This is a genomic window from Pseudodesulfovibrio tunisiensis (assembly GCF_022809775.1).
Taxonomy (GTDB): Bacteria; Desulfobacterota; Desulfovibrionia; order Desulfovibrionales; family Desulfovibrionaceae; genus Pseudodesulfovibrio; species Pseudodesulfovibrio tunisiensis.
Window position 1 is genome coordinate 564,470 of sequence record NZ_CP094380.1, and the last position, 22,061, is coordinate 586,530.

20 protein-coding genes and 3 tRNA genes are annotated in these 22,061 nt (G+C 56.3%); 16 read left to right on the plus strand and 7 right to left on the minus strand.

The window, feature by feature from the left end; genetic code table 11:
- Positions 1–50: 50 nt before the first annotated feature.
- The 9 genes from MPN23_RS02810 (at position 51) to MPN23_RS02850 (ending at position 9,944) form a co-directional block, all read left to right on the plus strand.
- Positions 51–2,183, plus strand: coding sequence for a two-component system response regulator (locus MPN23_RS02810; RefSeq protein ID WP_243546010.1), 2,133 nt, complete (start codon positions 51–53; stop codon positions 2,181–2,183).
- A gap of 43 nt (positions 2,184–2,226) precedes the next feature.
- Positions 2,227–2,409: a hypothetical protein gene (locus MPN23_RS02815; RefSeq protein ID WP_243546012.1), complete on the plus strand. Its 183-nt coding sequence runs from the start codon at positions 2,227–2,229 to the stop codon at positions 2,407–2,409.
- A gap of 171 nt (positions 2,410–2,580) precedes the next feature.
- Complete coding sequence (locus tag MPN23_RS02820; protein WP_243546014.1) at positions 2,581–2,997, plus strand: Hsp20/alpha crystallin family protein; 417 nt, start codon at positions 2,581–2,583, stop codon at positions 2,995–2,997.
- A 15-nt stretch (positions 2,998–3,012) separates the two neighbouring features.
- Positions 3,013–5,508, plus strand: a complete 2,496-nt coding sequence (locus tag MPN23_RS02825) for a Lon protease family protein (protein WP_243546015.1) — start codon at positions 3,013–3,015, stop codon at positions 5,506–5,508.
- A 66-nt stretch (positions 5,509–5,574) separates the two neighbouring features.
- A complete protein-coding gene (locus tag MPN23_RS02830) occupies positions 5,575–5,742 on the plus strand; it encodes a hypothetical protein (protein WP_243546017.1) in 168 nt (55 codons plus the stop codon).
- A 328-nt stretch (positions 5,743–6,070) separates the two neighbouring features.
- On the plus strand, positions 6,071–7,750 hold the full coding sequence (ilvB, locus tag MPN23_RS02835; protein ID WP_243546021.1) for an acetolactate synthase large subunit: 1,680 nt from the start codon (positions 6,071–6,073) through the stop codon (positions 7,748–7,750).
- Positions 7,740–8,021 carry an acetolactate synthase small subunit gene (ilvN, locus tag MPN23_RS02840; RefSeq protein WP_243546023.1) on the plus strand — a complete coding sequence of 94 codons (282 nt, stop codon included), beginning with the start codon at positions 7,740–7,742 and terminating at the stop codon, positions 8,019–8,021. Before ilvB ends, ilvN begins: the two co-directional genes overlap by 11 nt.
- A gap of 211 nt (positions 8,022–8,232) precedes the next feature.
- The gene (locus MPN23_RS02845) at positions 8,233–8,997 is read left to right on the plus strand and encodes a class I SAM-dependent methyltransferase (RefSeq protein ID WP_243546024.1); all 765 of its coding nucleotides are present in this window, start codon (positions 8,233–8,235) and stop codon (positions 8,995–8,997) included.
- A gap of 113 nt (positions 8,998–9,110) precedes the next feature.
- Positions 9,111–9,944, plus strand: a complete 834-nt coding sequence (locus MPN23_RS02850) for a flagellin (RefSeq protein WP_243546026.1) — start codon at positions 9,111–9,113, stop codon at positions 9,942–9,944.
- A gap of 67 nt (positions 9,945–10,011) precedes the next feature.
- On the opposite strand, the gene MPN23_RS02855 is transcribed toward MPN23_RS02850, so the two are convergent.
- The 3 genes from MPN23_RS02855 to MPN23_RS02865 all read right to left on the minus strand — a co-directional run bounded on the left by MPN23_RS02855 (position 10,012) and on the right by MPN23_RS02865 (position 10,459).
- Positions 10,012–10,088: transfer RNA gene (locus tag MPN23_RS02855), tRNA-Pro, on the minus strand.
- Between the two features lie 173 nt (positions 10,089–10,261).
- A tRNA-Thr gene (locus MPN23_RS02860) sits at positions 10,262–10,337 on the minus strand.
- A gap of 45 nt (positions 10,338–10,382) precedes the next feature.
- A tRNA-Pro gene (locus tag MPN23_RS02865) sits at positions 10,383–10,459 on the minus strand.
- Positions 10,460–10,744: 285 nt separating this feature from the next.
- On the opposite strand from MPN23_RS02865, the gene MPN23_RS02870 reads away from it, so the two are divergent.
- Both MPN23_RS02870 and MPN23_RS02875 read left to right on the plus strand, forming a co-directional pair.
- Entirely contained in the window at positions 10,745–12,760 is a 2,016-nt protein-coding gene (locus tag MPN23_RS02870) for a HAMP domain-containing methyl-accepting chemotaxis protein (protein WP_243546028.1), read from the plus strand.
- Between the two features lie 71 nt (positions 12,761–12,831).
- Positions 12,832–13,377: a chemotaxis protein CheW gene (locus MPN23_RS02875; RefSeq protein ID WP_243546030.1), complete on the plus strand. Its 546-nt coding sequence runs from the start codon at positions 12,832–12,834 to the stop codon at positions 13,375–13,377.
- A gap of 83 nt (positions 13,378–13,460) precedes the next feature.
- Here MPN23_RS02875 and MPN23_RS02880 read toward each other — a convergent pair whose 3' ends face one another.
- Positions 13,461–14,183 carry a Smr/MutS family protein gene (locus MPN23_RS02880; protein WP_243546031.1) on the minus strand — a complete coding sequence of 241 codons (723 nt, stop codon included), beginning with the start codon at positions 14,181–14,183 and terminating at the stop codon, positions 13,461–13,463.
- A 170-nt stretch (positions 14,184–14,353) separates the two neighbouring features.
- Here MPN23_RS02880 and MPN23_RS02885 point away from each other — a divergent pair, with 170 nt between their 5' ends.
- From MPN23_RS02885 to MPN23_RS02900, 4 genes are all read left to right on the plus strand, one after another.
- A complete protein-coding gene (locus tag MPN23_RS02885) occupies positions 14,354–15,112 on the plus strand; it encodes an ABC transporter ATP-binding protein (protein WP_243546032.1) in 759 nt (252 codons plus the stop codon).
- 22 nt (positions 15,113–15,134) lie between these two features.
- On the plus strand, positions 15,135–16,295 hold the full coding sequence (locus tag MPN23_RS02890; protein ID WP_243546033.1) for a SufB/SufD family protein: 1,161 nt from the start codon (positions 15,135–15,137) through the stop codon (positions 16,293–16,295).
- 212 nt (positions 16,296–16,507) lie between these two features.
- Entirely contained in the window at positions 16,508–16,723 is a 216-nt protein-coding gene (locus tag MPN23_RS02895) for a hypothetical protein (RefSeq protein WP_243546034.1), read from the plus strand.
- A 125-nt stretch (positions 16,724–16,848) separates the two neighbouring features.
- Positions 16,849–17,142, plus strand: a complete 294-nt coding sequence (locus MPN23_RS02900; RefSeq protein WP_341540092.1) for a YciI family protein — start codon at positions 16,849–16,851, stop codon at positions 17,140–17,142.
- Positions 17,143–17,153: 11 nt separating this feature from the next.
- On the opposite strand, the gene MPN23_RS02905 is transcribed toward MPN23_RS02900, so the two are convergent.
- A complete protein-coding gene (locus tag MPN23_RS02905) occupies positions 17,154–18,167 on the minus strand; it encodes an ABC transporter substrate-binding protein (RefSeq protein WP_243546035.1) in 1,014 nt (337 codons plus the stop codon).
- Positions 18,168–18,286: 119 nt separating this feature from the next.
- On the opposite strand from MPN23_RS02905, the gene MPN23_RS02910 reads away from it, so the two are divergent.
- On the plus strand, positions 18,287–18,742 hold the full coding sequence (locus tag MPN23_RS02910; protein ID WP_243546037.1) for a metal-dependent hydrolase: 456 nt from the start codon (positions 18,287–18,289) through the stop codon (positions 18,740–18,742).
- 4 nt (positions 18,743–18,746) lie between these two features.
- Here the strand turns inward: MPN23_RS02910 and MPN23_RS02915 are convergent, their stop codons facing one another.
- Together MPN23_RS02915 and sucD are read right to left on the minus strand one after the other, a co-directional pair.
- Complete coding sequence (locus MPN23_RS02915) at positions 18,747–19,835, minus strand: glycosyltransferase (RefSeq protein WP_243546039.1); 1,089 nt, start codon at positions 19,833–19,835, stop codon at positions 18,747–18,749.
- 5 nt (positions 19,836–19,840) lie between these two features.
- The gene (sucD, locus tag MPN23_RS02920; protein ID WP_243546041.1) at positions 19,841–21,919 is read right to left on the minus strand and encodes a succinate--CoA ligase subunit alpha; all 2,079 of its coding nucleotides are present in this window, start codon (positions 21,917–21,919) and stop codon (positions 19,841–19,843) included.
- Positions 21,920–22,061 lie beyond the last annotated feature (142 nt).

Here is a 22,061-nt window from a genome sequence, read left to right on the forward strand (position 1 = left end):
GCCTGATTTGGTATTGTTTTCTGGAAAAGCAAAGGCGCAATGACGAGATTATGCTGAAAAAAATAGACGTGTTGGCCGTTGATGACGAGAGGATCAACCTTCGGCTCATCGAAGGCATTCTCAAGGGACACGACGTGAATCCGGTTGTGGCTGGGTCCGGAAAGGAAGCGCTGGACCTTGTTCGCGACCATGATTTTGCCGTGGCCCTTCTTGACGTGATGATGCCGGGCATGGACGGCTTCGAACTGGCGGAACGCCTGCGTGACAATGAGGCTACCCGCAATCTGCCCATCATTTTCATCACCGCCATAAGCAAGGAGCAGAAACACGTTTTTCGAGGATATGAACTTGGCGCCGTGGACTATCTGTTCAAGCCGGTCGAGCCGGAAATCCTGCTGAGCAAGGTCAGCATTTTCGCGGAACTGCATCGGAAGACACGCAATCTCGAGGAGGCCAAGCGGAATCTGGAGGAGATCGTGACGCAACTCGAGGATTCCCAGCAGGCGCTTCGCAAGTCCGAGAAACGCTATCGCATCATTGCGGATTACAACTATGACTGGGAAAACTGGCTGGCCCCGGATGGCAGCCCCATCTACGTGAGTCCGGCCAGTGAGCGCATCTGCGGCTATCCTCCCGAACGCTTCGAGAATGATCCGGAGCTGTTCGAGCGGCTTCTGCACCCTGATGACCGTTCGGCCTGGCATTCCTTCATGCGCAATTCCAACAGCAGCGATACCGATTTCGTGGATTTGCGGATTTATCACAGGGATACCCGGCTCAGGTGGGTTTCGCTCGTGAAGCGTGAAGTGCTGGATGAAGCCGGGGTGTCGCTCGGTGTGCGGACCAGCCTCAGGGACATCACCAACAGAAAGTTGCTTGAACAGCAGGTCAGGCATCACGCCCTGCATGATCCGCTGACCGGTCTGGCTAACCGGATTCTGTTTCTCGACCATCTTTCCATGGCGCTGAAACGCACGGGCTCGGCAAGCGGGTATGTCGGCGTCCTGTTCATCGATCTGGATCGGTTCAAGCATGTGAACGACCATTACGGGCATGTGGTCGGGGACAAGATTCTCGTGGCCATGGCTGTTCGGCTCAAGCAGAACCTTCGCAGCACGGATACGGTCGGCCGCATCGGCGGGGACGAATTCGTGGTACTCATCGAGGAAGTGCGGACCAAGACGGAACTTAACGCGCTTGTTCGCGATGTCCACGATTCCCTTTCAGAGCCTCTGGTGGTGGATGGCGAGGAATTTCGCATCACCGCCAGCATGGGGCTTGTGGCCGACAAGGGGAGCGGCGAGGCGGATGCTCTGGTCCGCAACGCGGAACTCGCCATGCTCAAGGCCAAGGATCAGGGCAAGAATCGGGTTGTGACATACGCTCCGCGCATGCGCGAAGGCGAGGTGAACGTTCTGGTCATGGAAAGCGAGATTCTGAAGGCGCTGCAGCAGAATCAGTTCGAGCTGTACTATCAGCCCATAGTCACGCTGGCCACTGGCGCATTGAGCGGATTTGAGGCGCTCATTCGCTGGAATCATCCGCAACGCGGCATTGTCAGTCCCGGCGAATTCATTCCCGTGGCCGAGGAAAGCGGATTGATCGTGGACATGGGAAGATGGGTGGTCCGTCAGGCATGCGTCACCTTGCGGAAGTGGCGGAATCAATTCCCGCAGGCCAGAGACTTGACCTTGGCCGTAAACATTTCGGCCAAGCAGTTTGCGGAGCCGGGATTGGTGCGCGATGTGTCGGACGTCATAACTCACAGCGGCGTGCCTGCGGCATTTTTCAAGCTGGAGATCACGGAATCGGTCATCATGCAGGAGGCATCGGAATCCGTTGCGCGTCTCAACGCATTCAAGGAACTGGGGGTTGCCCTGTCCATTGATGATTTCGGAACCGGGTACTCCTCGTTGAGCTATCTGCAGAAATTCCCGTTGGACCAGCTCAAGGTGGACTTGAGCTTCGTGCAGCGGCTGGAATCCTCGCAGGCGGACATAGAGATCGTGCGGGCCATGGTGAACATGGCACACAGCCTGCGGCTCAGGGTCGTGGCCGAGGGCATCGAGAACGAACAGCAGCGGGGCTTGCTTTATTCCTTGCAATGCGATTACGGTCAGGGGTACCTGTTCTCCAGGCCGTTGCCGGAAAAGGATGCCGAGGAACTGATCGGCAAGTCCTGAATTCCGCTTGTCATTTCATCTGCAAACGAACGGAGCCTTCTCCATGAATCTCAGCGCCCCCAATCTGCTAACCTGGGTCGTCGGCGTCCTGCTCGGCGCTCTGGGCATCTGCATTCATCTGGACGTCATGTCCGTCCCTGCGCTTGAGGACCTCGTCACTCCCTTCTGGCTCGTTTCCGCCGGTTTCGTGGTCCTGGCCGTTTCCAGCATTTTCCGAAGGCTGTAAGCCGAATGCGTTTTTCGGTTTTTCAGGTCCCCTGTTCCGGTTTTCGGCAGGGGACTTTTTTCGTTTCCCGGGAATATTGTTGCCGTTTTTGGAGATGATGTGGTAACCCGATACCTACTGCCCGAAGAAAGGTGTCTTTTTGTTCGGGGAACGCAAGGAGGGAATTTTGCAATGCCCGATCTGATTCGATGGAGCAGGGACGAGATAACGCGCATGCGTCGCGAAATGGACAAGCTGTTCGACGACCTGTGCGTGGATTTCAACCTGCCGCACATGGTTTGCCGGATTGCCGGGGACCTGCATCTCCGTGAGGAGGGCGATGTCCTTGTTGCCCGGTTGGAACTGGACAGCATCAGCCCGGATGACGTCAATGTCACGGTTCTGGACCGTTCCCTCGTGATTCAGGGCGAATCCGCATGTATCGAAGGCGGAAAGAGGCGGATTCGATCGTTTCGCAAGGAGGTCAAGCTGCCGTGCGTCATTGATACGGACAAGGTCAAGGCGGAATTCGAGGACGGTGTGCTTGAAGTCAGGCTGCCGAAGTGCGCCTCGCAGCAGGGGCATCTTGTGGAGATCAGCAGAAAGTAACAGATGGAGTTTGGTATGCCTGCAAAGAAGACGCTTCCCGAAGTGCCTCTGGACAAGTTGCGTTGGCGCGTCGATCTCGCCTCCCTTGGCTTTGACACAACCGACGATCTGGAGCCGCATGCGGAGATCATAGGTCAGAATCGTGGTGTGGAGGCCTTTCGATTCGGCATGGGCATGGAAAAGAAGGGATACAACATATTCGTGACCGGCCAGCCCGGGTCAGGGCGGCTTGCCACGGTTCGAAAGCTGCTCACCGAGAGGGCGGACAAGAGCGAAGTCCCATGCGACCTGTGTTATGTGAACAATTTCAAATATCCCGGGCAACCCATTCTGCTGCGGTTCAGCGCAGGGGGCGGCAACCGCTTCAAGAAGGAGATGCATGATTTCATCGAAACGGTGAAGCGCGAGGTCCCTCAGCTTTTTGAAAGCGAGGAATACATCTCTCGCAAGAATCAGATCGCCGAGGCGCACGAGAAAAAGGTCATGTCCTTCTACAAGTCCATCGAGGACAAGGTGAAGGACACCGGTCTGGTGGTGGTCAAGATGCAGATGGGGCCTTTTCAGCGGCCGGACGTGGTGCCGCTTGTGGACGGCGAGCCCAAGCGCATGATCCAGATCGAGGAGATGGTGGAGAACGGCCGTTTTCCTCAGGAGGAATACGAGCGGCTGCGCGACAAGCGTCTCGAGGTCAAGGAGGAAATCGATCACATCGTTCAGGACCTCAAGAGCCTGCAAAAGGAGATGGTCAAGCGGCATGAAGAGGTGGATCGCCTCATGTTCATGACCTTGGCGCAGGATGCTCTCAAGCCCATGCGCGAGGTCTTTCCCGATGCCAAGGTGCAGAAGTATCTGGATTCGGTTCTGGACAACATGGTGGAAGAGCTGGATGCCATCAAGAGTTCGGGGACTCCCGCCCAGCAGGGGCCGATTCCGGGCATGATCATCGGCGGCCCGTCGCCCGAGGTCGTGTTTCATCCCTACAAGGTCAATTTGCTGGTGGACAATGCCGAGTCCGAAGGGCCGCCGGTCATCGTCGAATCCTATCCCACCTATCGCAATCTGTTCGGCAGCGTGGAGCGGGTCATGGACCGCTCCGGAGGCTGGCGCACGGATTTTTCCAAGATCAAGGCGGGATCGTTCGTCAAGGCCAATGGCGGGTATCTCGTGATCAATCTCATGGACGCCATTTTCGAACCGGGCGTCTGGCAGACCCTCAAGCGTTCCTTGAAGACCGAGAAGATCGAGATCGAAACCTATGATCCCTATTACTTCATCAGCGCCACGGGGTTGAAGCCCGAACCCATAGACATGGACGTGAAGGTCGTGGTTCTGGGCAATCCCTATCTGTACCATGTGCTTCGGCAGTATGATGAGGACGTGCCCAAGATATTCAAGGTCCGGGCCGATTACGAGACGAGCATGGACAAGTCGGACGAGACCGTGCATCAGGTGGCCCGGTTCATCAAGACAGAGGTGGACAAGGAGGGACTGCTTCGCTTCGATGCCTCGGGTGTTGCCGCCATCGTGGAGGAAGCCGTGCGCTGGGCTGGCCGTCAGGAAAAGATATCCACGGCTTTTCCCGTGCTGGCCGACATGCTGGCCGAAGCGAGTTTCCATGCGCGGCAGGCCGAGGCGGAAAGCGTGGCTGCCGAGCATGTGAACCAGGCGCTGGAGGCCAGAAAGTATCGTTCCAACCAGATCGAGCAGCGCATTCAGGAAATGATCGACCGGGGCAGTCTGTTCGTGGATACGGACGGTGAGGCCGTCGGGCAGATCAATGGACTGGCCGTCTATTCCATGGGCGACTTCATGTTCGGCAAGCCGTCGCGCATCACCGCAGTCACGTCTTTGGGCAAGGAAGGCATCATCAATATCGAGCGGGAATCCGACATGTCCGGCCCCATTCACAACAAGGGCATGCTCATTCTCGCCGGATACTTGCGCAGTCGCTTTGCACAGGATAAACCCTTGTCCCTGACCGCAAGCATCGCCTTTGAGCAGGCATATGGCGGCATAGATGGCGATTCCGCGTCTTCCACCGAGTTGTACGCCCTGCTTTCCAGCCTGTCCGGCAAGCCGCTCAGGCAGGATGTGGCGGTTACCGGATCGGTCAACCAGAAGGGGGAAGTGCAGCCCATCGGCGGCGTGAATGAGAAGATCGAGGGGTTTTATCTCTGCTGCAAGCGTGCCGGATTGACCGGCAGGCAGGGCGTGATGATCCCCGAGCCGAATGTCAGGGACCTCATGCTTCGGGACGAGGTGGTGGAGGCTGTGGCCGCGAAAAGATTCCACATCTGGTCCGTGAAGACCATTGATCAGGGCATTGAAATCCTGACCGGCGTCAAGGCAGGAAAGCGCAAGGCCGATGGTTCGTATCCAAAGGGATCGATCAATCAGCGTGTGGATGCGAAGCTCAGGGAAATGGCCGAACAGCTCATGGCGTTCGGCAAGGATAATGAAAACAACGGAAAGTCCGGCAAGACCGCGAAGCGGAAGAGCGGAAGCAAATAACCGTTGCAATCGGCAATTCGGCCGGGCGCGGTGCCTACCGTGCCCGGCTTTTTCATGGAGAAAGCAGTGAATCCTTTCAAGTTGAACATCTGGCGCAAGATCATTCTGGTGGCTTTCATTCTGTCCGTGATCCTCATGTTTGCCGTGGATTGGGGCTATCATTTTCATATCGGTCACGTGGTGCGGCTGGCTGTCGGCGCCCTTGCATTCTGGGTCGTGGTGGACAGGTTGTAGTTTTTTGGCATTCGCGTTTTTTTCGGCGTCTGATGAAAATTGTCTTGCAAATATGTTTTCGTGCTTGACCTTGAACTGCGGCAAGGTATAGGAAAGATCGAACAAACCAAGGATTGATTCCATGAAACGCGACCACAACACCCGCATCTTCTCCGCAAGCCTACAGGTAGTAGGCGTACGCGTAGTCGTCGTAGAGGGCGTAGTCACGGTCGCGTCGTTGCGGGATTGATCGTTTTTTTTGTGCGAACAACCAAACCCCCGTCGGCGCAGCCGGCGGGGGTTTTCCACTTCCTGCGCCGGCTGTCAGGGGAGGTACAGGAGGCTATCCATGAAAATGACTGGTGCGGAAATCATCATCCGTCTGCTGGAACGGCAGGGGGTGGACACCATCGCCGGCATTCCCGGCGGCGCGAATCTGCCCATGTACGATGCTCTGTCCCGGAGCGAATCCATTCGTCACGTCCTGACCCGCCATGAGCAGGGTGCAGGGTTCATTGCCCAGGGAGTGGCCCGGCTTACGGGCAAGCCCGGCGTGTTCTTCGCCACATCCGGCCCCGGAGCGACCAACACGATCACTGCTCTTGCCGATGCCAAGCTGGATTCCGTTCCTCTGGTCTGCATCACGGGACAGGTGCCACTGGGGTTGATCGGTACGGATGCGTTCCAGGAAGTGGACACCTACGGTCTGACCGTGCCAGTGACCAAGCACAATTTTCTGGTGCGCTCCACCGAGGAACTGTTGCGCGTGATTCCGGCGGCATTCCGCATTGCGTCCAGCGGCCGCCCGGGGCCGGTTCTGGTTGATGTGCCCAAGGACGTGCAGGCTCGGGAAATCGAGTTTCCGGAATGGCCCGCCCCCGGATGTCCGGATGAGCCGCCTGCGCTGAACGAGCATGATCTGGACCGGGTTGCGGACATGATCGCCCGCGCCAAACGGCCGGTGCTGTATCTGGGGGGCGGCGTGATTCAGTCCGGAGCAGCCGGGGATGCCCTTGCTCTGGTGGAAAAAGGTGCCATCCCGGCGGCCATGACCCTCATGGGGCTTGGTGCCATCCCTTCGGATCATCCGCTTTCCCTCGGCATGCTCGGCATGCATGCCGCCCGTTTCACCAATCTGGTTCTGGAGGAGTGCGACCTGCTCATGGCTGTGGGTGTGCGGTTCGATGACCGGGCCACGGGCAAGGTCTCCCGCTTCTGTCCCAAGGCCGAAATCGTGCATATCGACATTGACCCGAGCGAGCTGGGCAAGATCAAGTCGCCGCACGCGGCAATCGTGGGGGATGTCGGGCAGACCCTGCGTGCGCTCCGTCCCAGAGTTGCCAGACGCAATCGGTCCGAATGGCTCGGAGAAATCGACGAGCTTCGTCGCCGGTACCCCATGAATCTGTCGGAACAGGCCGATCCTCGATCTCCGTACGGTCTGATCGTTCAGGCCGCCATGTACGCGGGACGCGAGGCCGTGGTCGCCACGGACGTGGGCCAGCACCAGATGCGCACGGCTCAGGCATACCCGTTTGCCTGTCCTCGGCACTGGCTCACTTCCGGCGGCCTCGGCACCATGGGCTTTGGCGTGCCTGCTGCCCTTGGCGCGGCGCTTGCCGCTCCGGAACTTCCGGTTCTCTGTTTCACCGGGGATGGCAGCATCATGATGAACATTCAGGAGCTGGCCACTGCCGTGGAACAGAACGTGAATCTCAAGATCATTCTCATGAACAACAATGCCTTGGGGCTGGTTCGTCAGCAGCAGGATCTGTTTTACGACAAGCGGTACTTTGCCTCGGACTACTCGTTGCAGGTTGATTTCGTGAAGATCGCCGAGGGCTTCGGCATGCGTGCCTATGATCTCGGCAATTGCGACGATCCTGCGGCTTTGCTTGGAGAGGCCATTGCCGCGCCCGGTCCGTGCCTGATTCATGCCCCCGTGGACATGGACGACGCCGTGTATCCCATGGTTCCTCCGGGAGCCGCGAACAAGGAAATGATAGGAGGGGAAGCTCATGTCGAATAGCAACCAGACCGTTCTCGAACTTTGCGTCAACAACCATCCCGGCGTGATGTCGCATGTCTGCGGCCTGTTCGCGCGTCGAGCCTACAATGTGGAAGGCATCGCATGCATGCCCGTGGACGGCGGTGACCAGAGCCGCATCTGGCTGCTTGTGAATTCCGAGGGGCGCTTGCAGCAGATGGTGCGGCAGGTGGAGAAGCTGGAGGATGTGCATCACGTGCGACGCCATGACGGGTCGCATTCGATCTTCGAGAATCTGGGCAAGTATTTCTAGGTTCCTGTTGTCGGATGGCATTCGGCCGAAAGTTTGGGCATTCGCGCAGCGTGTCCGGGGCAGGTCATGTGCATGGCCTGCCCTTTGCCGTGAATTAGGCTTTTGGAAAAAACATGTTTCTTGCTATGGTCCGGCTCAAGATATCACGGCATTGTTTCGTCAATTCAGACAGATACTTTTGGGGGAAAGCGTGCGAAAAACGTATAGAAACATGGGGACGTTCGATTACTGGTCCAAAAGATGGACGGATATTCCGGCAGACCAAGCCATGACAAATGAAACGGTGTATCCGTTGAAGCATGCGTGTTTTGCGGTCAATTCCATGCCGGGCCGGATACTGGAGGCTGGATGTGGCGCCGGGCGTGTGCTGAGATATTTTCATGAGCAGGGTTGCGATATCACGGGCATTGATTATGTCGCAAAGGCTGTTGAAAAACTGAAGAGATTGGATGCTTCCCTTGTTGTCGAAGTTGCTGACATTACAAAACTGAATTTTGCAGACAACAGTTTCAATGTGGTACTTGCTTTTGGATTGTATCATAACTTTCATGGAAGAGATTTGCTGGATTCGTTAAGGGAAACTCATCGCGTAATGAATGATGGTGGTGTTTTGTGCGCTTCATTCAGAGCCGATAATATATGCAATCATATCAATGATTGGCTTTATGACAAAAGACATGAGAGCAATGGTGAACGTCATTTTCACAAATTGAATTTGACGGAAGACGAGTTTCGTCTTGCGCTTGAAATGGCAGGATTCACTGTTGAAAAGATGGAATATGTCGAAAACATGTCTCTTCTGTACAAGTTTTCGATATGGAGAGCTTCGGAAGATGGAAAAATGCATGAAAGCACTGATCGGTCAAAAGGGTATGAGTTGAATGCTGTTGGGAAATTCATTCAGAAAACCTTGATGCGTCTTTTCCCGAAGTCGTTTTGCAATATTTGGGTTGCAACAGCTCGGTGTCAAAAATGATCGTGAGATATTGGTGACTCTTTGGGAAAAGAGAATTTCTGTTTGAAATCTAAAGATTTTTGTCGATTGGTCGATAAGCAGACTGAAGAGGACTCTTGCGACCAGGAGAAAATATGGCTCTTTCCGATGTGGAACGCCAATTCATTTACAATTATTCCATGCAATTGTTGCAGCAGGATATTCTGACGAACTCGCTGTTTGCGGGGTCTTCCGTTGGTCGCGATCTGCGGAGCATGGTTCTTGCCAAGCAGCCGGTTCAGCCATTGACCAATCCGTTCGAAGCAGCCATTACCGGCACGCTTCGCGGGGATGCAGCGCAGGTACGCCAGAGTTCGCGCAATGTGCAGGAAGCCGCGAGCATGGTCGGGACGGCCCGGACCGGTGTGGCGCAGATTGCGGATGCCCTGTCGGACATGGAGGATCTCATAGACAAGATCAACAGCGGGGAACTGGATCAGACCAGTGCCGTTGTTCAGTCCGATTACGATGCACTTCGGGACAAGATCGAGGGATTGGTTTCCAGTACCGATTACAACGGCATTGCCATGCTGGACAGTTCCCAGTGGGGGACCAATCAGATTGATTCGAACGGCAATGTCTACATCCAGTCAACCAGAGACGGCGGATTCGACGTCACGTTTCACGCCATGGATGACATTGACTGGAGTCAGCTCATTGGCAGTCAGCTGGACGACAGCGGCGGAGGGGACAGAGCCGCGCAATTGGCTCTCGTGCAGAATTATCAGGGACAGGTCGACGCCATTCTGGATGTATACGAAAAGAAGGAGGATTCCCTGAACAGCCAGGTGCTGCATCTGGAGTCCCAGGCGCAGGTCATTGATCAGGCGGTTGCCGCGCGGAGTCCGGAAACCACGAATTCCGTGGAACAGCTGCTGCTGAATCTGCTGCTCAAGGAAACCGGGACCGTGGTGGATGAGAGTTCCTGAGCAGGTGCATGTTTCATGAAACGAAAAACGGGCCGATCTGGTGATCGGCCCGTTTTCATTTGCGTCCTGGTCGGGATGAAAGGATTTGAACCTTCGACCCCTTGAACCCCATTCAAGTGCGCTCCCAGGCTGCGCTACATCCCGACGCGGAAAAAGGATTTATACCTGCTGGATTTGAAAGGCAAGAGATAATGTTTGTTTTTTTGAAAAAAAATGATTTTCCATCGGGCAGCGGTGGGGCGATCGTGCCGGGAAGTGCGTCGCAGGCAAAAGGAAAACGCCCGATTCATCGTGAAATGAACCGGGCGTTGTCTTCGTGGAGCCTTCAAGCAGAATTGAACTGCTGACCTCATCCTTACCAAGGATGCGCTCTACCTACTGAGCTATGAAGGCTTTTGAAAAGGGATCGACTGAGTCGATCCCTTTTGATGTCGCGTCTGGTCGGGATGAGAGGATTTGAACCTCCGACCCCTTGAACCCCATTCAAGTGCGCTCCCAGGCTGCGCTACATCCCGACGCGGAGACAGGTATCTATCCGCGAGCCGCCGGGATGTCAAATGTTTTTTTGAAGAAAAAGTTTTTCAAGTTGAATAAGCTTGTTGAATTCTACAAGGTTGGGAATAATCGAAAAGCGTCAGCCCCGGTTGGGGAAGGGAGAACAGCGTTGAAGATTGAACACGCGTTCAGTTATAAATCGAAAGCCCGATTATAATAGCCTGCCAGAACTAAAGGCGGTGAAAGCGTATATAGGAAAAAGTTTATTCAATTCGATTGAGTAGTGACAACGGGGGGTTGCCATTATGTTGAAAAACTTGAAGCTGGGCGTGAAGCTCGGACTTGGTTTCGGCGTGGTTCTCATGCTCACGGCCTTTGTCGCCATGATCGGTTTCAACGGCATGGTCAACGTGCAGGACAGGGTGGACAAGGCGGATGACGTCAACCGACTGGTCAGATACATCCTTGAAGCCAGAGTTCAGGAAAAGAACTACATGCTGCGCAAGGACGAGGCCTCGGTGCTGGCCCATGCCGCAGCCTTGCAGAAGATCTATGATCAGGCCAACGACACTACCGGAAAATTCTCCGACAAATTGAACAAGGATCAGATGGCCACGGTGAACGATTCCGTGCTTCGCTATCAGAAGGCGTTCGAAAAATACGTGACGCTGGAAGAAAGCAAGAACGGCGCCATGGCGAACATGCGGCAGCAGGCCCGCACGACGCTGGAAACGATTGAGGCGTTGCGCGCGGACCAGAAGCAGCAGCTCAAGGAGTTGCAGGAGTCCGGTACTGCAAGTCTGGCACAGATCAACGACAAGTTGCACAAGGCTGACGATGCCAACAGATTGATCAAGTGGTTTGTTGATTCCCGCAAGAACGAGAAGGAAGTGATCATTTCCGGCGAGGAGAAATACCTGAAGGCCAATGCCGAGGGAATCACCCAGGTCAAGAATCTGCTGGCGGACATGCGGACCCGTTTCAGGAACGAGAGAAATATTGCTCAGGTGGACAAGGCTTTGGCTGCCGTTAACGGCTATGAAAAGGAATTCGGCAATTTCTACGGCTTCATGCAGGCTCAGGCCCAGGATACACAGATCATGCTGGCGGCTGCCCGGCAGGCGGACAAGGTGTGTCGCGAAGCGCGTGCGGACCAGAAGGGCAAGATGGTCAGCGAAATGACCACTGCCAATGTGGTCAGCGGTTCCGGTGCCGGTGTTGCTCTCATGATCGGTTCGCTTGCCGCCATTCTGCTGACATTGGCCATCACGCGGCCCGTGCGGCAGGGCGTCACGTTTGCCGAGAGCATGTCCACTGGTGATTTTACCAATGATTTGCAGATCACGCAGCGAGATGAGATCGGTGTGCTGGCAACGGCTCTGAACAGCATGGTGGGGCGGTTGCGTGATGTGGTGGCCGACGTGCGCAACGCCACGGATTATGTTGCCTCTGGCAGCGAACAGTTGGCCGCATCCGCACAGACCCTGTCTCAGGGGGCCACGGAGCAGGCCGCGTCCATCGAGGAAGTGTCCGCTTCCATGGAGCAGATGGCTTCCAACATCAAGCAGAACGCGGAAAATGCCCAGACCACCGAGGAAATAGCCAGTCAGGCCGCATCCGATGCCCGCGAGGGTGGGTCGGCTGTCGGACAGACCGTTGAAGCCATGAAGAATATCGCGGAAAAGATTTCCATCATCGAGGAAATCGCGCGTCAGACCAATCTGCTTGCCCTGAACGCGGCAATCGAGGCTGCCCGGGCCGGTGAACACGGCAAGGGGTTTGCCGTTGTGGCGGCCGAGGTTCGCAAGCTGGCCGAACGTTCCGGCGAAGCTGCCGCGGAGATCAGTGAAATGTCGGTTTCCAGTGTCGGCGTGGCGGAAAAGGCCGGACAACTGCTTGAAAAGCTGGTTCCGGACATTCAGCGCACTGCGGAGCTGGTTCAGGAGATCACGTCTTCCAGCATGGAACAGAATTCCGGCGTTGACCAGATCAACAAGGCCATTGCCCAACTCGACACGGTGATCCAGCAGAATGCCTCGGCGTCCGAGGAAATGGCATCCACAAGCGAGGAACTGGCCGGACAGAGCCAGCAGCTTCAGGATACCATGTCCTTCTTCAAGGTGGATGGAACCGGCAGGCTTCCCTCCGAAAGCATCAGCCGTTTTACCGTAAAAAGTGCCGATCCAAGGGAATTGCCTGCGGGCGAAGGGAATGGTAATGGGAACGGCAAGTCGCGGCAGGCCTCTTCCAAAACGGCGGTAGGTAACGGTGTGGACCTGGACATGCGCGCCAGCGACGATCCTGATTTTGAAAGATTCTAATTGTTCTCACATGATTCGACATGCTAAAACTGAACCTGCCAGGAGTTGAGACCTGAAACAAGGGGCACGCCATGAATGATGAAGCATTGAAGGATATCAACCAGTTTTTGACGTTTACGCTGGGCAAGGAGATTTTCGCCCTCGACATCGGTACGGTGCGCGAGGTGCTGGAACTCACGTCCATCACGAAAATTCCGCGTACACCGGAATTCATGCGCGGCGTGATCAATTTGCGCGGCCATGCAGTGCCGGTTGTGGACATGCGTCGCAAGCTGGGCATGTCTCAGGGTGAAGATACCGTGGATACGTGCATCATCATCGTGGAGATCGAGTTTGACGGCGAGTTCACCGTGATGGGTGCGCTGGTCGACTCCGTGCGCGAGGTCTTCGAGATGGCGCCCGACGCCATTGAAGCGGCTCCCAAGATGGGCGCGGCCGTGAATGCCGAGTACATCAAGGGAATGGGACGCCAGAACGATCAGTTCATCATCATTCTTGATATCAGCAAGATCTTTTCCGCGGAAGAGCTCTCTGCGGTCAAGGAGATGGCTGGCGCTCAGGCTGCTGGCCCGGATGTCGCTCCCGAGGAAGTTGTTGCGGCTCCCGCTCCTGCCTAGGCACTTCTTCATATCGACGAAAAAACAGCGCCCCGGCCAGATGGTCGGGGCGTTTTTCTTTTTGCTGTCGATGCATGGTGAAATCAGGCGTCTTCCCAATTCATCATTCTGTCCCACTGCACCTTGCCTTCGTTCTTTCTCTGCTTGCGCAGCAGAACATACAGGGCGCCGGCTCCCCCATGTTTAGGCTGGGCCGTGCAAAAGGCGAGGATGACCCGGCGGAGCGGTTCCTTGGTCAGCCATATCTGGGTCTCCCGCTTGAGGATGCTCTGGCCGCCGGGGGAGTTTCGGCCTCGGCCGGTGACGATGAGTACGCATCTGTGGTTCTGGAGATAGCTTTCCCGGAGAAAGAAGAGAAGGCTGTCCTGGGCCTGGTCCGAATTGAGTCCGTGCAGGTCGAGGTGCGCTTCCACGGACAGGCTTCCCGCCTTGAGGCGTTGGAAGGTCTTGATGTCCAGCCCGCGCACGTAGCCGTACATGAACTCGTCGGTGAACTCGATTTCGAATTCCACGTCGCCGTTCACGATGCGTTTCAGGGTGTTTCGACCTTCGGCCTCGGGATCGGAAGCCTGCGTCGGTTCCGGCGTGGCCAAAGGCGCAATCTGGCGGCCTGCTCCCTTGAGCGTGGAAACGCCGCGCATGGCGGCCATGAACATTTCCTCATCCTGATCCGGGGGGGCTTGCGGTGTTTCCGGCTCCTGTCTGGACGGTTTCTTCTTGTACGGAAGCGTATGGATGTCTTTTTCGTCCTTGCCGACCTTGAGTTTTCTGAGGTCGGAAAGGGAACGCATGTTTTTCTTTCCCATGAGAGCGGCTCCATTGTCGTTTTGTCTTTCCCACTGATAATGCCGATGGGCCTGTCAGGCAACACCCGGTTTCCATCTGGAGACTGTGTCACCGGGAAGGAACCACTGGACTTCCCTGCCGTGGTTCAGTAAGACCGCAATGCACTTTGTACCAAAGCGAGGAAAGTCTCATGCTCAAGATTGAAGATCTTCACGTCAACATTGGCGACAAAGAGGTGCTCAAGGGCATCAATTTGCATATCAACGAAGGTGAAACCTTCATCCTCTTCGGCCCCAACGGTTCCGGCAAGACCTCCCTGCTCATGACTCTGATGGGATTTACCGGATACAATGTCACCAGGGGAAAAATCCTTTTCAAGGGCGAGGACATTACCGAAGCCCCCATGTACGAGCGTGCGCGGCTTGGCGTCGGCATGTCCTTTCAGCGTCCCCCGACCATTCATGGCCTGAAGACCAGACATCTGGTACAGATGTGCGCTCGCAGCGGGGACCCGCAGGTCGAACGGCTTGCGGAAATGGTCAACATGAGCAGTTTTCTTGACCGAGATATCAATGCCGGTTTCTCCGGCGGCGAAATCAAGCGTTCCGAGCTGCTGCAACTCATGGCCCAGAGGCCCGATCTGGTTCTTTTCGACGAACCGGAATCCGGCGTGGACATGGAGAACATGCAGCTCGTGGGACATGTTGCCAGAAAGGTGCTGGACGGCTCCATGCACACGAGCCCGGATTTGAGCATGAAGGAGCGCAAGGCGCAGGCCAGAACCTCCGGGCTCATCATCACCCACACCGGATACATTCTCGATTACGTGAATGCGGACAGGGGACAGGTGCTGTATCAGGGACATCTGTGCTGCGAAGCCCGGCCCCGCGACATTCTGGACCACATTCGCGAGCACGGCTATCAGGAATGTGTGCGCTGCCTGCACTAACCTCCAGTTTGAGAGTAGAGATATGAGCAAGGTTGATCTTTCGGAATATCAGTTCAAGGGTGTGGAACAGGACGCCATCGCAGATCTGAACCAGTTGTCCGATGAGGACAAGGATCAGATGCTCATGGCTGGAGTGGTGGCCGATGAGAGCATGCGTTCCGCTTCGTTTCTTCAGATGGACCATTCTCCGGTGCACTGTTCCTCGCATGACAGCGGCGTCGAAATCATGGACATCAAGGACGCGCTGGCCAGGTACGATGGGCTCAAGGATTACTACTGGACTCTGGTGGACAAGGACAAGGACGAGTTCACCCGTGCGGCCCATGACAATCTGCACGGCGGTTACTTCATTCGCGTCAAGGCCGGGGCAAAGATCAAGGATCCGATTCAGTCCTGTCTGCTGCTCAAGTCCGAAAATGTCGGACAGAACGTGCACAATCTCGTGATCGTGGAGGAAGAGGCCGAGGCGCATGTCATCACCGGCTGTTCCGTGGCCCACGGCACCAAGTCCGGTGCGCATCTCGGCATCTCCGAATTCTTCGTGAAGAAGAATGCCTCTCTCACCTTTACCATGGTGCACAACTGGAGCGAGCAGGTCGCGGTGCGGCCCCGTTCGTCCGGTGTTGTGGAAGAGGGTGGCAAATTCCTTTCCAACTACGTGCTGCTCAAGCCCGTCCGCGATTTGCAGATGTATCCGACCATTCGCATGATCGGCCGCAATTCCGTGGCCCGGTTCAATTCCGTGGTTGTCGCTCCCGAGGGATCGAATCTGGACATGGGCAACAGAGTGCTCATGGAAGCCCCGGACACCCGGTGCGAGATCATCGCCCGGACCATTTCCACTGGCGGCACCATCATCAACCGCGGTCACATCGGCGCCTACCACGTGCCCTCCAAGGGACATCTGGAATGTCAGGGCCTGATCCTCGGGGAAGGGCGCATCTGGGCCATTCCCGAGCTGGACGGCACCATCGAGGGCGTTGAGCTTTCGCACGAGGCCTCCGTGGGCAAGATTGCTCAGGAGGAAATCGAATACCTCATGGCTCGCGGACTGGACGAGGATGAAGCCACCTCCACCATTGTTCGCGGATTTCTCAACTGTGACATCATGGGGCTGCCGGATCGACTCCAGCGGGCCATCGACAAGCAGATCGAGGAGCTTCAGGCCAGCGGCGCCATGTAGCGCTTGGGCAAAATTGATCAAGCAGGAGGCGGCTTCCGAAAGGAAGTCGCCTTTTTTCGTCGATTTTCACCGTGAAAAGGCGTGTCTCGGACTGAATGTCGCTGAAAGGCAAGGTTGTCGGGAGGTCGTATTGTGAAATAAAGAATTATTGTTGGGGTATTGACACAAGCGAATTCTGGAGTACCATTCTGGGCTCGCAAGGAGAAAGCAGAATGGAATCCGATATGTTGTTTACGATGTTTGTGGGCATGTTCATTGTTGTAGCGATGATGATGACGGTGAAACACATGATTGTTGAGTGGCTCAACAATCACTCGTCGCGCACTGTAAAGAAAATTTCTGCTTATTGTGAACGACATCCTCGACTTTTTGGTCGTCGTCACGATGAGTTTTATTGCTTTTTCCGAAAAAAGACTTTTGTAAAGTAGCTTTTTCCGGACTCTGTGGATTGAAAGAGGCGGCGAGGGGAAAACCCGGGCCGCCTTTTTCGTTTTTCAGGGCAAGGCAAGTCGTTCTTGTCCCTGATTCGGCTTTCACGATTTCTTTGGAGATCATGATGTTTGTTGTCATTCTGGAATACACGGACTCGCTGGAACGGATAGATGCCTTGCTGGATGAACATGTGGCCTATTTGCGGGAACAGTATGCCGCAGGCATGTTTCTGGCTTCCGGTCGTCAGGAGCCGCGTGTGGGCGGCGTGATTCTGGCTGCTGCGGAAAGTCGCGAGGCTTTGGACAAGGTGCTGGCTCGCGATCCCTTTCAGCGTGAGAACGTGGCAAAGTATCAGGTCGTGGAGTTTCATCCCGGCATGACCGCTCAGGGGGTGGAGCAACTGTGGGAGGTTTGACCTCGCCGGGGTCAATCCACGAACGTCGCGCGTTCCGCAATGGATTCCGGCAGGGTGATTTCCCATTTCTTCAGTCCGGATCGGCTGAAGACGAAACGCCCCTGTTCCGGAATGCGTGGCGGAATGCTTGAAATTGGCGTTCCTTTCAGAATCTGCCTTGCCATGTCTCCGGCTGTTTCGCCCTGAATGTGGCCGGTTTGCACCAGCCCTCCCAAGGTCTTGTCCTGTCCGATCGCGAAGTCCCAATAGGCGAACAGCGGGATCGGCGAGTGTTCGCCGGTCCAGTCGAGAACCATGTCTTCCGGAACATGATTCCCGGCAGCGTCCTTGATCGTATGGTACAGGGCGACTATCGCCGCGTCGTAGTCATCTTCTTTTGCCTCGAAGACCGTCCTTCTCCATTCATGCCATTCCTCGATGAATCGCAAATCCACCGCGACCGGCGACAGCCCCATGAATGTCCTGTCGTTGAAGGCTTCTTCCACCAATGCCCAAGATGTCGTGCTGTTATCGAAAAGAATGAGCAGACGTTTCAGTCGATCCCCGAGTATCTCCTGAAGGAAGATGATGGACCGTTTGAACAGGGGACGCTCCAGTGCGCCCGTGGCGTAGTGGATGTCATTGAGATAGTTCCGCGGGTTGCCGTTGATTCCCAGATAGACGATGGGGGTGCCTGCTTCGCCTATGCGGTTGCCCAGACTTTTGAGCGCATTGTCGTCGCAGAGCACGACCAGTGACGGAGAGATGTCCCGGAAGGTTTGCCAGGCGGCTTCGATCTGTTTGAATTGATTTTTGGGACTGAGTCGTTTGGAATCCAGATAAAAGGATTCGACCTGAGCCTGCTTGAGCAGTTCGCTGTACAAGGGGCCGCTGTATTCCCGGACCCATTCGTACTCCGGGTGGTAGCTGTGTATCACGAGCACGGTCTTGGGGGACGCGCTGTGCGCCGAGGGCGCACAGACTGCTTCGGCCAGCATTGCAGCCAGAAAAAGGACGAGGAAAACGAAGAGCCTTGTCTGATGCATATGCACACTACACGGCATTCGGCTTCAATGGGCAAGTATATTCTGGCGTTGTTGAACTGTATCGAAGTCCGGGCTATGGTGCAGCAACACAATTCGCAAATGAGATTTCAGGAAGGATCATGCCGGGATACAAGGGACATCTGGCCGGAGGGCTGGCTTTTTTCGTGATGGGATTCGTGGGGGCGCTGCTGCTCGGCTGGGCCATGCGCGATCCGCTCGTGTGGGCCGGGATTGCCGGATTCTGCCTGATGGGAGCGCTTTTCCCGGATGTGGACACGGATTCCAAGGGCCAGAATCTGTTTTATCTCGTGTTCGCGGCTGTCGATCTCGGACTGATTCTGCACAAGGATTACATGTGGGCAGCCTGGCTCGGTTTTTTCGCCATGCTTCCGGCCATCGGTTCGCATCGCGGCTGGACGCACACCTGGTGGGCCATGCTGCTTGTCCCCGTCCCTATCATGGCTGTTCCCGCAGCGGTTCTCGGTTTGCCCGAGGCCAAGGCGTTTCTTCCGTTCTATGCTGCTTTCGTGGTGGGATACTTTTCCCATCTGCTGCTGGATGGGGAATTCCGCTAGGCTGCTAGAGCAGAGGTTCGAGAGCTGCGAACGCCTTGTCCAGAGTGAACCTGCGAACAACGCTTTCCCGACCCGCCTTGCCCATTTTGCGTCGCAGTTCCGGGCTGGCTATGAGCGCTTCGAGTTTGTCCGTCATGTCCTGAACCTCGCCGACTTTGGCAAGAAGCCCCGTGCTTCCGTCCGAGACAACCTCGGGATTGGAGCTGACGGCAAAGGCGACCACGGGCTTCTGCGCTGCCATGGCCTCCACGAGCACATAGCCGAATCCTTCCCAGAGCGAAGTCAGGGCAAAAATGTCCACGGATTCGTGGAAGGCACGCATGTTGTCGACAAAGCCGAGAAATTCAACGCAATCGGTTACGTTCTTTTCCCGGGCATGCGCTTTCAGTTCCTGTTCAAGTTCGCCGGAACCGGCAATGAGCATGCGGAATGAATGGCCGCGTTGCTTGAGCTGGGCTGCGCAGTCGATGAGCAGTTTCTGTCCCTTCTGGGCCGTGAGTCGGGCTGCATTGCCGATGGTCACGACTCCTTCCCGGGCCGGACGAAGCGGAGTCGCATCCGCTGCGTCATAGGAATCCAGATCGAATCCGTTGTAGATGACGGAAGTGCGCTCCGGGGCAATGAGATTCGGATTCCGTTGCAGGGCGAGCCGTCTGGTTTCCTCGGAATTGCAGAGAAAGCGGGTCAGTATCCTGCCGAACAGGAAGCGGTTGAGCGCCGTGTTGCGGATCGGCAGGGCGATGCCACGTCGATAGATGATGTTGGGCACACCTGCCAGCCTGGCTGCGATGCCGCCGGACTTGAGGTCGCGGGGCAGGGCGAAGATCACGGTTTCGATGCGGTTGTCCCTGAAGAAGTGCCCGAGTTCAAGAATCTTGAGCGGATTCAGAAAGCTGAGATTGCCAGCGTCCGTGAGATGAAGCCGGATGTTTTCGGCCTGTGCGAGGCGTTGGGCAAGGTCGCCTTTGGCATGGGCCACGGCGTGAACCGCATAGCCGTTGTCCCGGGCCAGCAGGGAAAAGTCGTGGGCCCATTTTTCCCCGCCGCCCCAGGCCTTGTTCGTATTGAAGAAACAGATGCGCTTGCCGGGCATGAAACCTACTTGAGAGTTTGCGCTGTGAATTCGGCCACGGCCTCGAGACTGGGGCAGACGAAAAAGCCGGCATCGCGCATGGCCGAGAGCTTGGCGTCGATACCGCCCCCGCTTTCCAGAATGGCTCCGGCATGGCCGAGCCGTCGTCCCGGAGGCGCGGTGCGTCCTGCTATAAAGGATATCACGGGTTTGTCAAAGCCCGTTTTGATCGCGTAGTCCGCCAGATTCTCTTCTGCCCGACCTCCGATTTCCCCGAGCACCACCACGGCGCGGGTCTTTTCGTGGTTGCGCAGCATGTCGAACATGTCCGCAAAGTTCATGCCGATGAACGGATCGCCTCCGATGCCCACGCACAGGGACTGGCCAATGCCGGATCGCGTCAGCCTGTCCGCCACTTCATAGCTCAGAGTGCCACTGCGTGACAGGATGGCCACCGGGCCGGGGCTGAAGGGCATGGTGGGTAGAATGCCGATCTTTGTCTGATCTGGAACGAGTATGCCCGGGGTGTTGGGCCCGACCACACGTGTGCGGCTTTTTCTGATCTGTTCAAAGACCCGCAGCATGTCGTGCTGGGGAATGCCTTCGGTTATGCATACGGCCCACGGGATGTTGTTCGAGGCGGCTTCGAGCACTGCGTCTGCCGCCAGTTTCGGGGGAACGAAAATGATGCTGGCGCCGATTTCGTGGCGGCGGCAGGCCTCGGCCACGGAATTGTAGACGGGAATTCCCTGTACGGATTGTCCGCCCTTGAATGGAGTGACTCCGGCCACGATGTTGGCTCCGTATTCGCGCATCAGTGCGGAATGCAGCTTGCCTTCACGGCCGGTGAGACCCTGCACCAGGATCGGGGTGTTGCGGTCAATGTCGAACGTTGCGTCACAGGTGTAGCCTGTGGGCGCAGGACGGGAAGCCGGGCACGGGGAATCGGGAATCGGGAATTCAATGATCGGGGCGTCCGCAGGTTTGAGCGTGGCGAGTATGGAAATGGCTTCGCTCATGTCCCCGGCCAGATGCAGGCCCTGGACATGGTTGTCCCTGAGCAGGGCAATGCCTGCTTCGGCATCCTTTCCCGCCATTCTGACCACGATGGGTTTGGGGGGCGCGCCATTGCCCAGAGCGTTGAGCAGGGCGCGAGCCACGTCCGCGCAGGACAGGATTCCGCCGAACATGTTGATGAATGCGGCTTTGACCCGAGTATCGCCAAACAGCAGATCCAGTGCTGCGGCCATGCGTTTGTGATCCGCTGCACCGCCCAGATCGAGAAAGTTGCTGGCCGGGAGACCGGAAAAGTTGAGCAGGTCCATGGTGGCCATGGCCAGCCCGGCTCCGTTGACCATCAGGCCGACCCAGCCGGGAAGGGAAACAAAGGAAAGACCTGCGTTTCGGGCGGTGTTTTCCTCTGGCGTGGCGTGTTCCGGCTGATGAAATCTTTCCAGTTCGGGATTCAGGTCCACCACGTTGTCGTCGATTTCGATTTTGCCATCCAGAGCAAGGAACGTGTTGTCCGCGCAGAGGACAAGCGGATTTATCTCCGCAAGGAGCAGGCCGGTGTCCAGCGTGGTGCGGAACAGTTTTTCCACCAGATCGTGAAAGGCCTTGAAATGTCCTTTTTCAAGGCGTGCATGGAAAAAGGCGGCACGAACATGATGCGGTTGCAATCCGGCTGTCACGGAAATCTTCTGCACGAGCAGGTTGCGTTCGCCCATGGATTCGATATCCATTCCCCCGGATCGGCCCAATGTGAAAAGAATGGTTCTGGACGGGCGGGAAACGGTCATGGACAGGTAGAATTCCCGCTGGATATTCACGGCGGGTTCCACGCGGACAAAGGGAACCGAATGCCCCTTTATCCGCAGATCGAACAGTTCCTGTGCTGCTGCGGGAAATTCCTCGGCCGATTCGATGCGTCGAATGCCGCCGACTTTGCCTCTGCCGCCAGTCAGCACCTGAACCTTGGCAAACCATGGGAGCGGGAACGGGGAGCCGAAATCGTCCTGTTCGCCCGGGAAAACCACCTTGCCGCAGGGTACCGGGATGCCGGACTCCTCAAACAGGGTCTTGCTCTTGTGCTCGTTCAGCAGCATTCTCGTGTCCTTTCTGTTGGTTAGGGATGGTCGGAAGGGTAGTTTGTTTGCGGCGTTTTATCAACGGAAATGTATTGACCATGCAAAGCTATCGGAGAATACTTCAACCATGACTTGGATTCGCATCAGGAACAGCGGGTGG

Bases quoted from the DNA above. Each gene is read 5' to 3' on its own strand.
- MPN23_RS02810 (WP_243546010.1), top strand. From the start codon at position 51: ATGCTGAAAAAAATAGACGTGTTGGCCGTTGATGACGAGAGGATCAAC.
- MPN23_RS02815 (WP_243546012.1), top strand. From the start codon at position 2,227: ATGAATCTCAGCGCCCCCAATCTGCTAACCTGGGTCGTCGGCGTCCTG.
- MPN23_RS02820 (WP_243546014.1), top strand. From the start codon at position 2,581: ATGCCCGATCTGATTCGATGGAGCAGGGACGAGATAACGCGCATGCGT.
- MPN23_RS02825 (WP_243546015.1), top strand. From the start codon at position 3,013: ATGCCTGCAAAGAAGACGCTTCCCGAAGTGCCTCTGGACAAGTTGCGT.
- ilvB (WP_243546021.1), top strand. From the start codon at position 6,071: ATGAAAATGACTGGTGCGGAAATCATCATCCGTCTGCTGGAACGGCAG.
- ilvN (WP_243546023.1), top strand. From the start codon at position 7,740: ATGTCGAATAGCAACCAGACCGTTCTCGAACTTTGCGTCAACAACCAT.
- MPN23_RS02845 (WP_243546024.1), top strand. From the start codon at position 8,233: ATGGGGACGTTCGATTACTGGTCCAAAAGATGGACGGATATTCCGGCA.
- MPN23_RS02850 (WP_243546026.1), top strand. From the start codon at position 9,111: ATGGCTCTTTCCGATGTGGAACGCCAATTCATTTACAATTATTCCATG.
- MPN23_RS02870 (WP_243546028.1), top strand. From the start codon at position 10,745: ATGTTGAAAAACTTGAAGCTGGGCGTGAAGCTCGGACTTGGTTTCGGC.
- MPN23_RS02875 (WP_243546030.1), top strand. From the start codon at position 12,832: ATGAATGATGAAGCATTGAAGGATATCAACCAGTTTTTGACGTTTACG.
- MPN23_RS02880 (WP_243546031.1), bottom strand. From the start codon at position 14,183: ATGGGAAAGAAAAACATGCGTTCCCTTTCCGACCTCAGAAAACTCAAG.
- MPN23_RS02885 (WP_243546032.1), top strand. From the start codon at position 14,354: ATGCTCAAGATTGAAGATCTTCACGTCAACATTGGCGACAAAGAGGTG.
- MPN23_RS02890 (WP_243546033.1), top strand. From the start codon at position 15,135: ATGAGCAAGGTTGATCTTTCGGAATATCAGTTCAAGGGTGTGGAACAG.
- MPN23_RS02895 (WP_243546034.1), top strand. From the start codon at position 16,508: ATGGAATCCGATATGTTGTTTACGATGTTTGTGGGCATGTTCATTGTT.
- MPN23_RS02900 (WP_341540092.1), top strand. From the start codon at position 16,849: ATGATGTTTGTTGTCATTCTGGAATACACGGACTCGCTGGAACGGATA.
- MPN23_RS02905 (WP_243546035.1), bottom strand. From the start codon at position 18,167: ATGCATCAGACAAGGCTCTTCGTTTTCCTCGTCCTTTTTCTGGCTGCA.
- MPN23_RS02910 (WP_243546037.1), top strand. From the start codon at position 18,287: ATGCCGGGATACAAGGGACATCTGGCCGGAGGGCTGGCTTTTTTCGTG.
- MPN23_RS02915 (WP_243546039.1), bottom strand. From the start codon at position 19,835: ATGCCCGGCAAGCGCATCTGTTTCTTCAATACGAACAAGGCCTGGGGC.
- sucD (WP_243546041.1), bottom strand. From the start codon at position 21,919: ATGCTGCTGAACGAGCACAAGAGCAAGACCCTGTTTGAGGAGTCCGGC.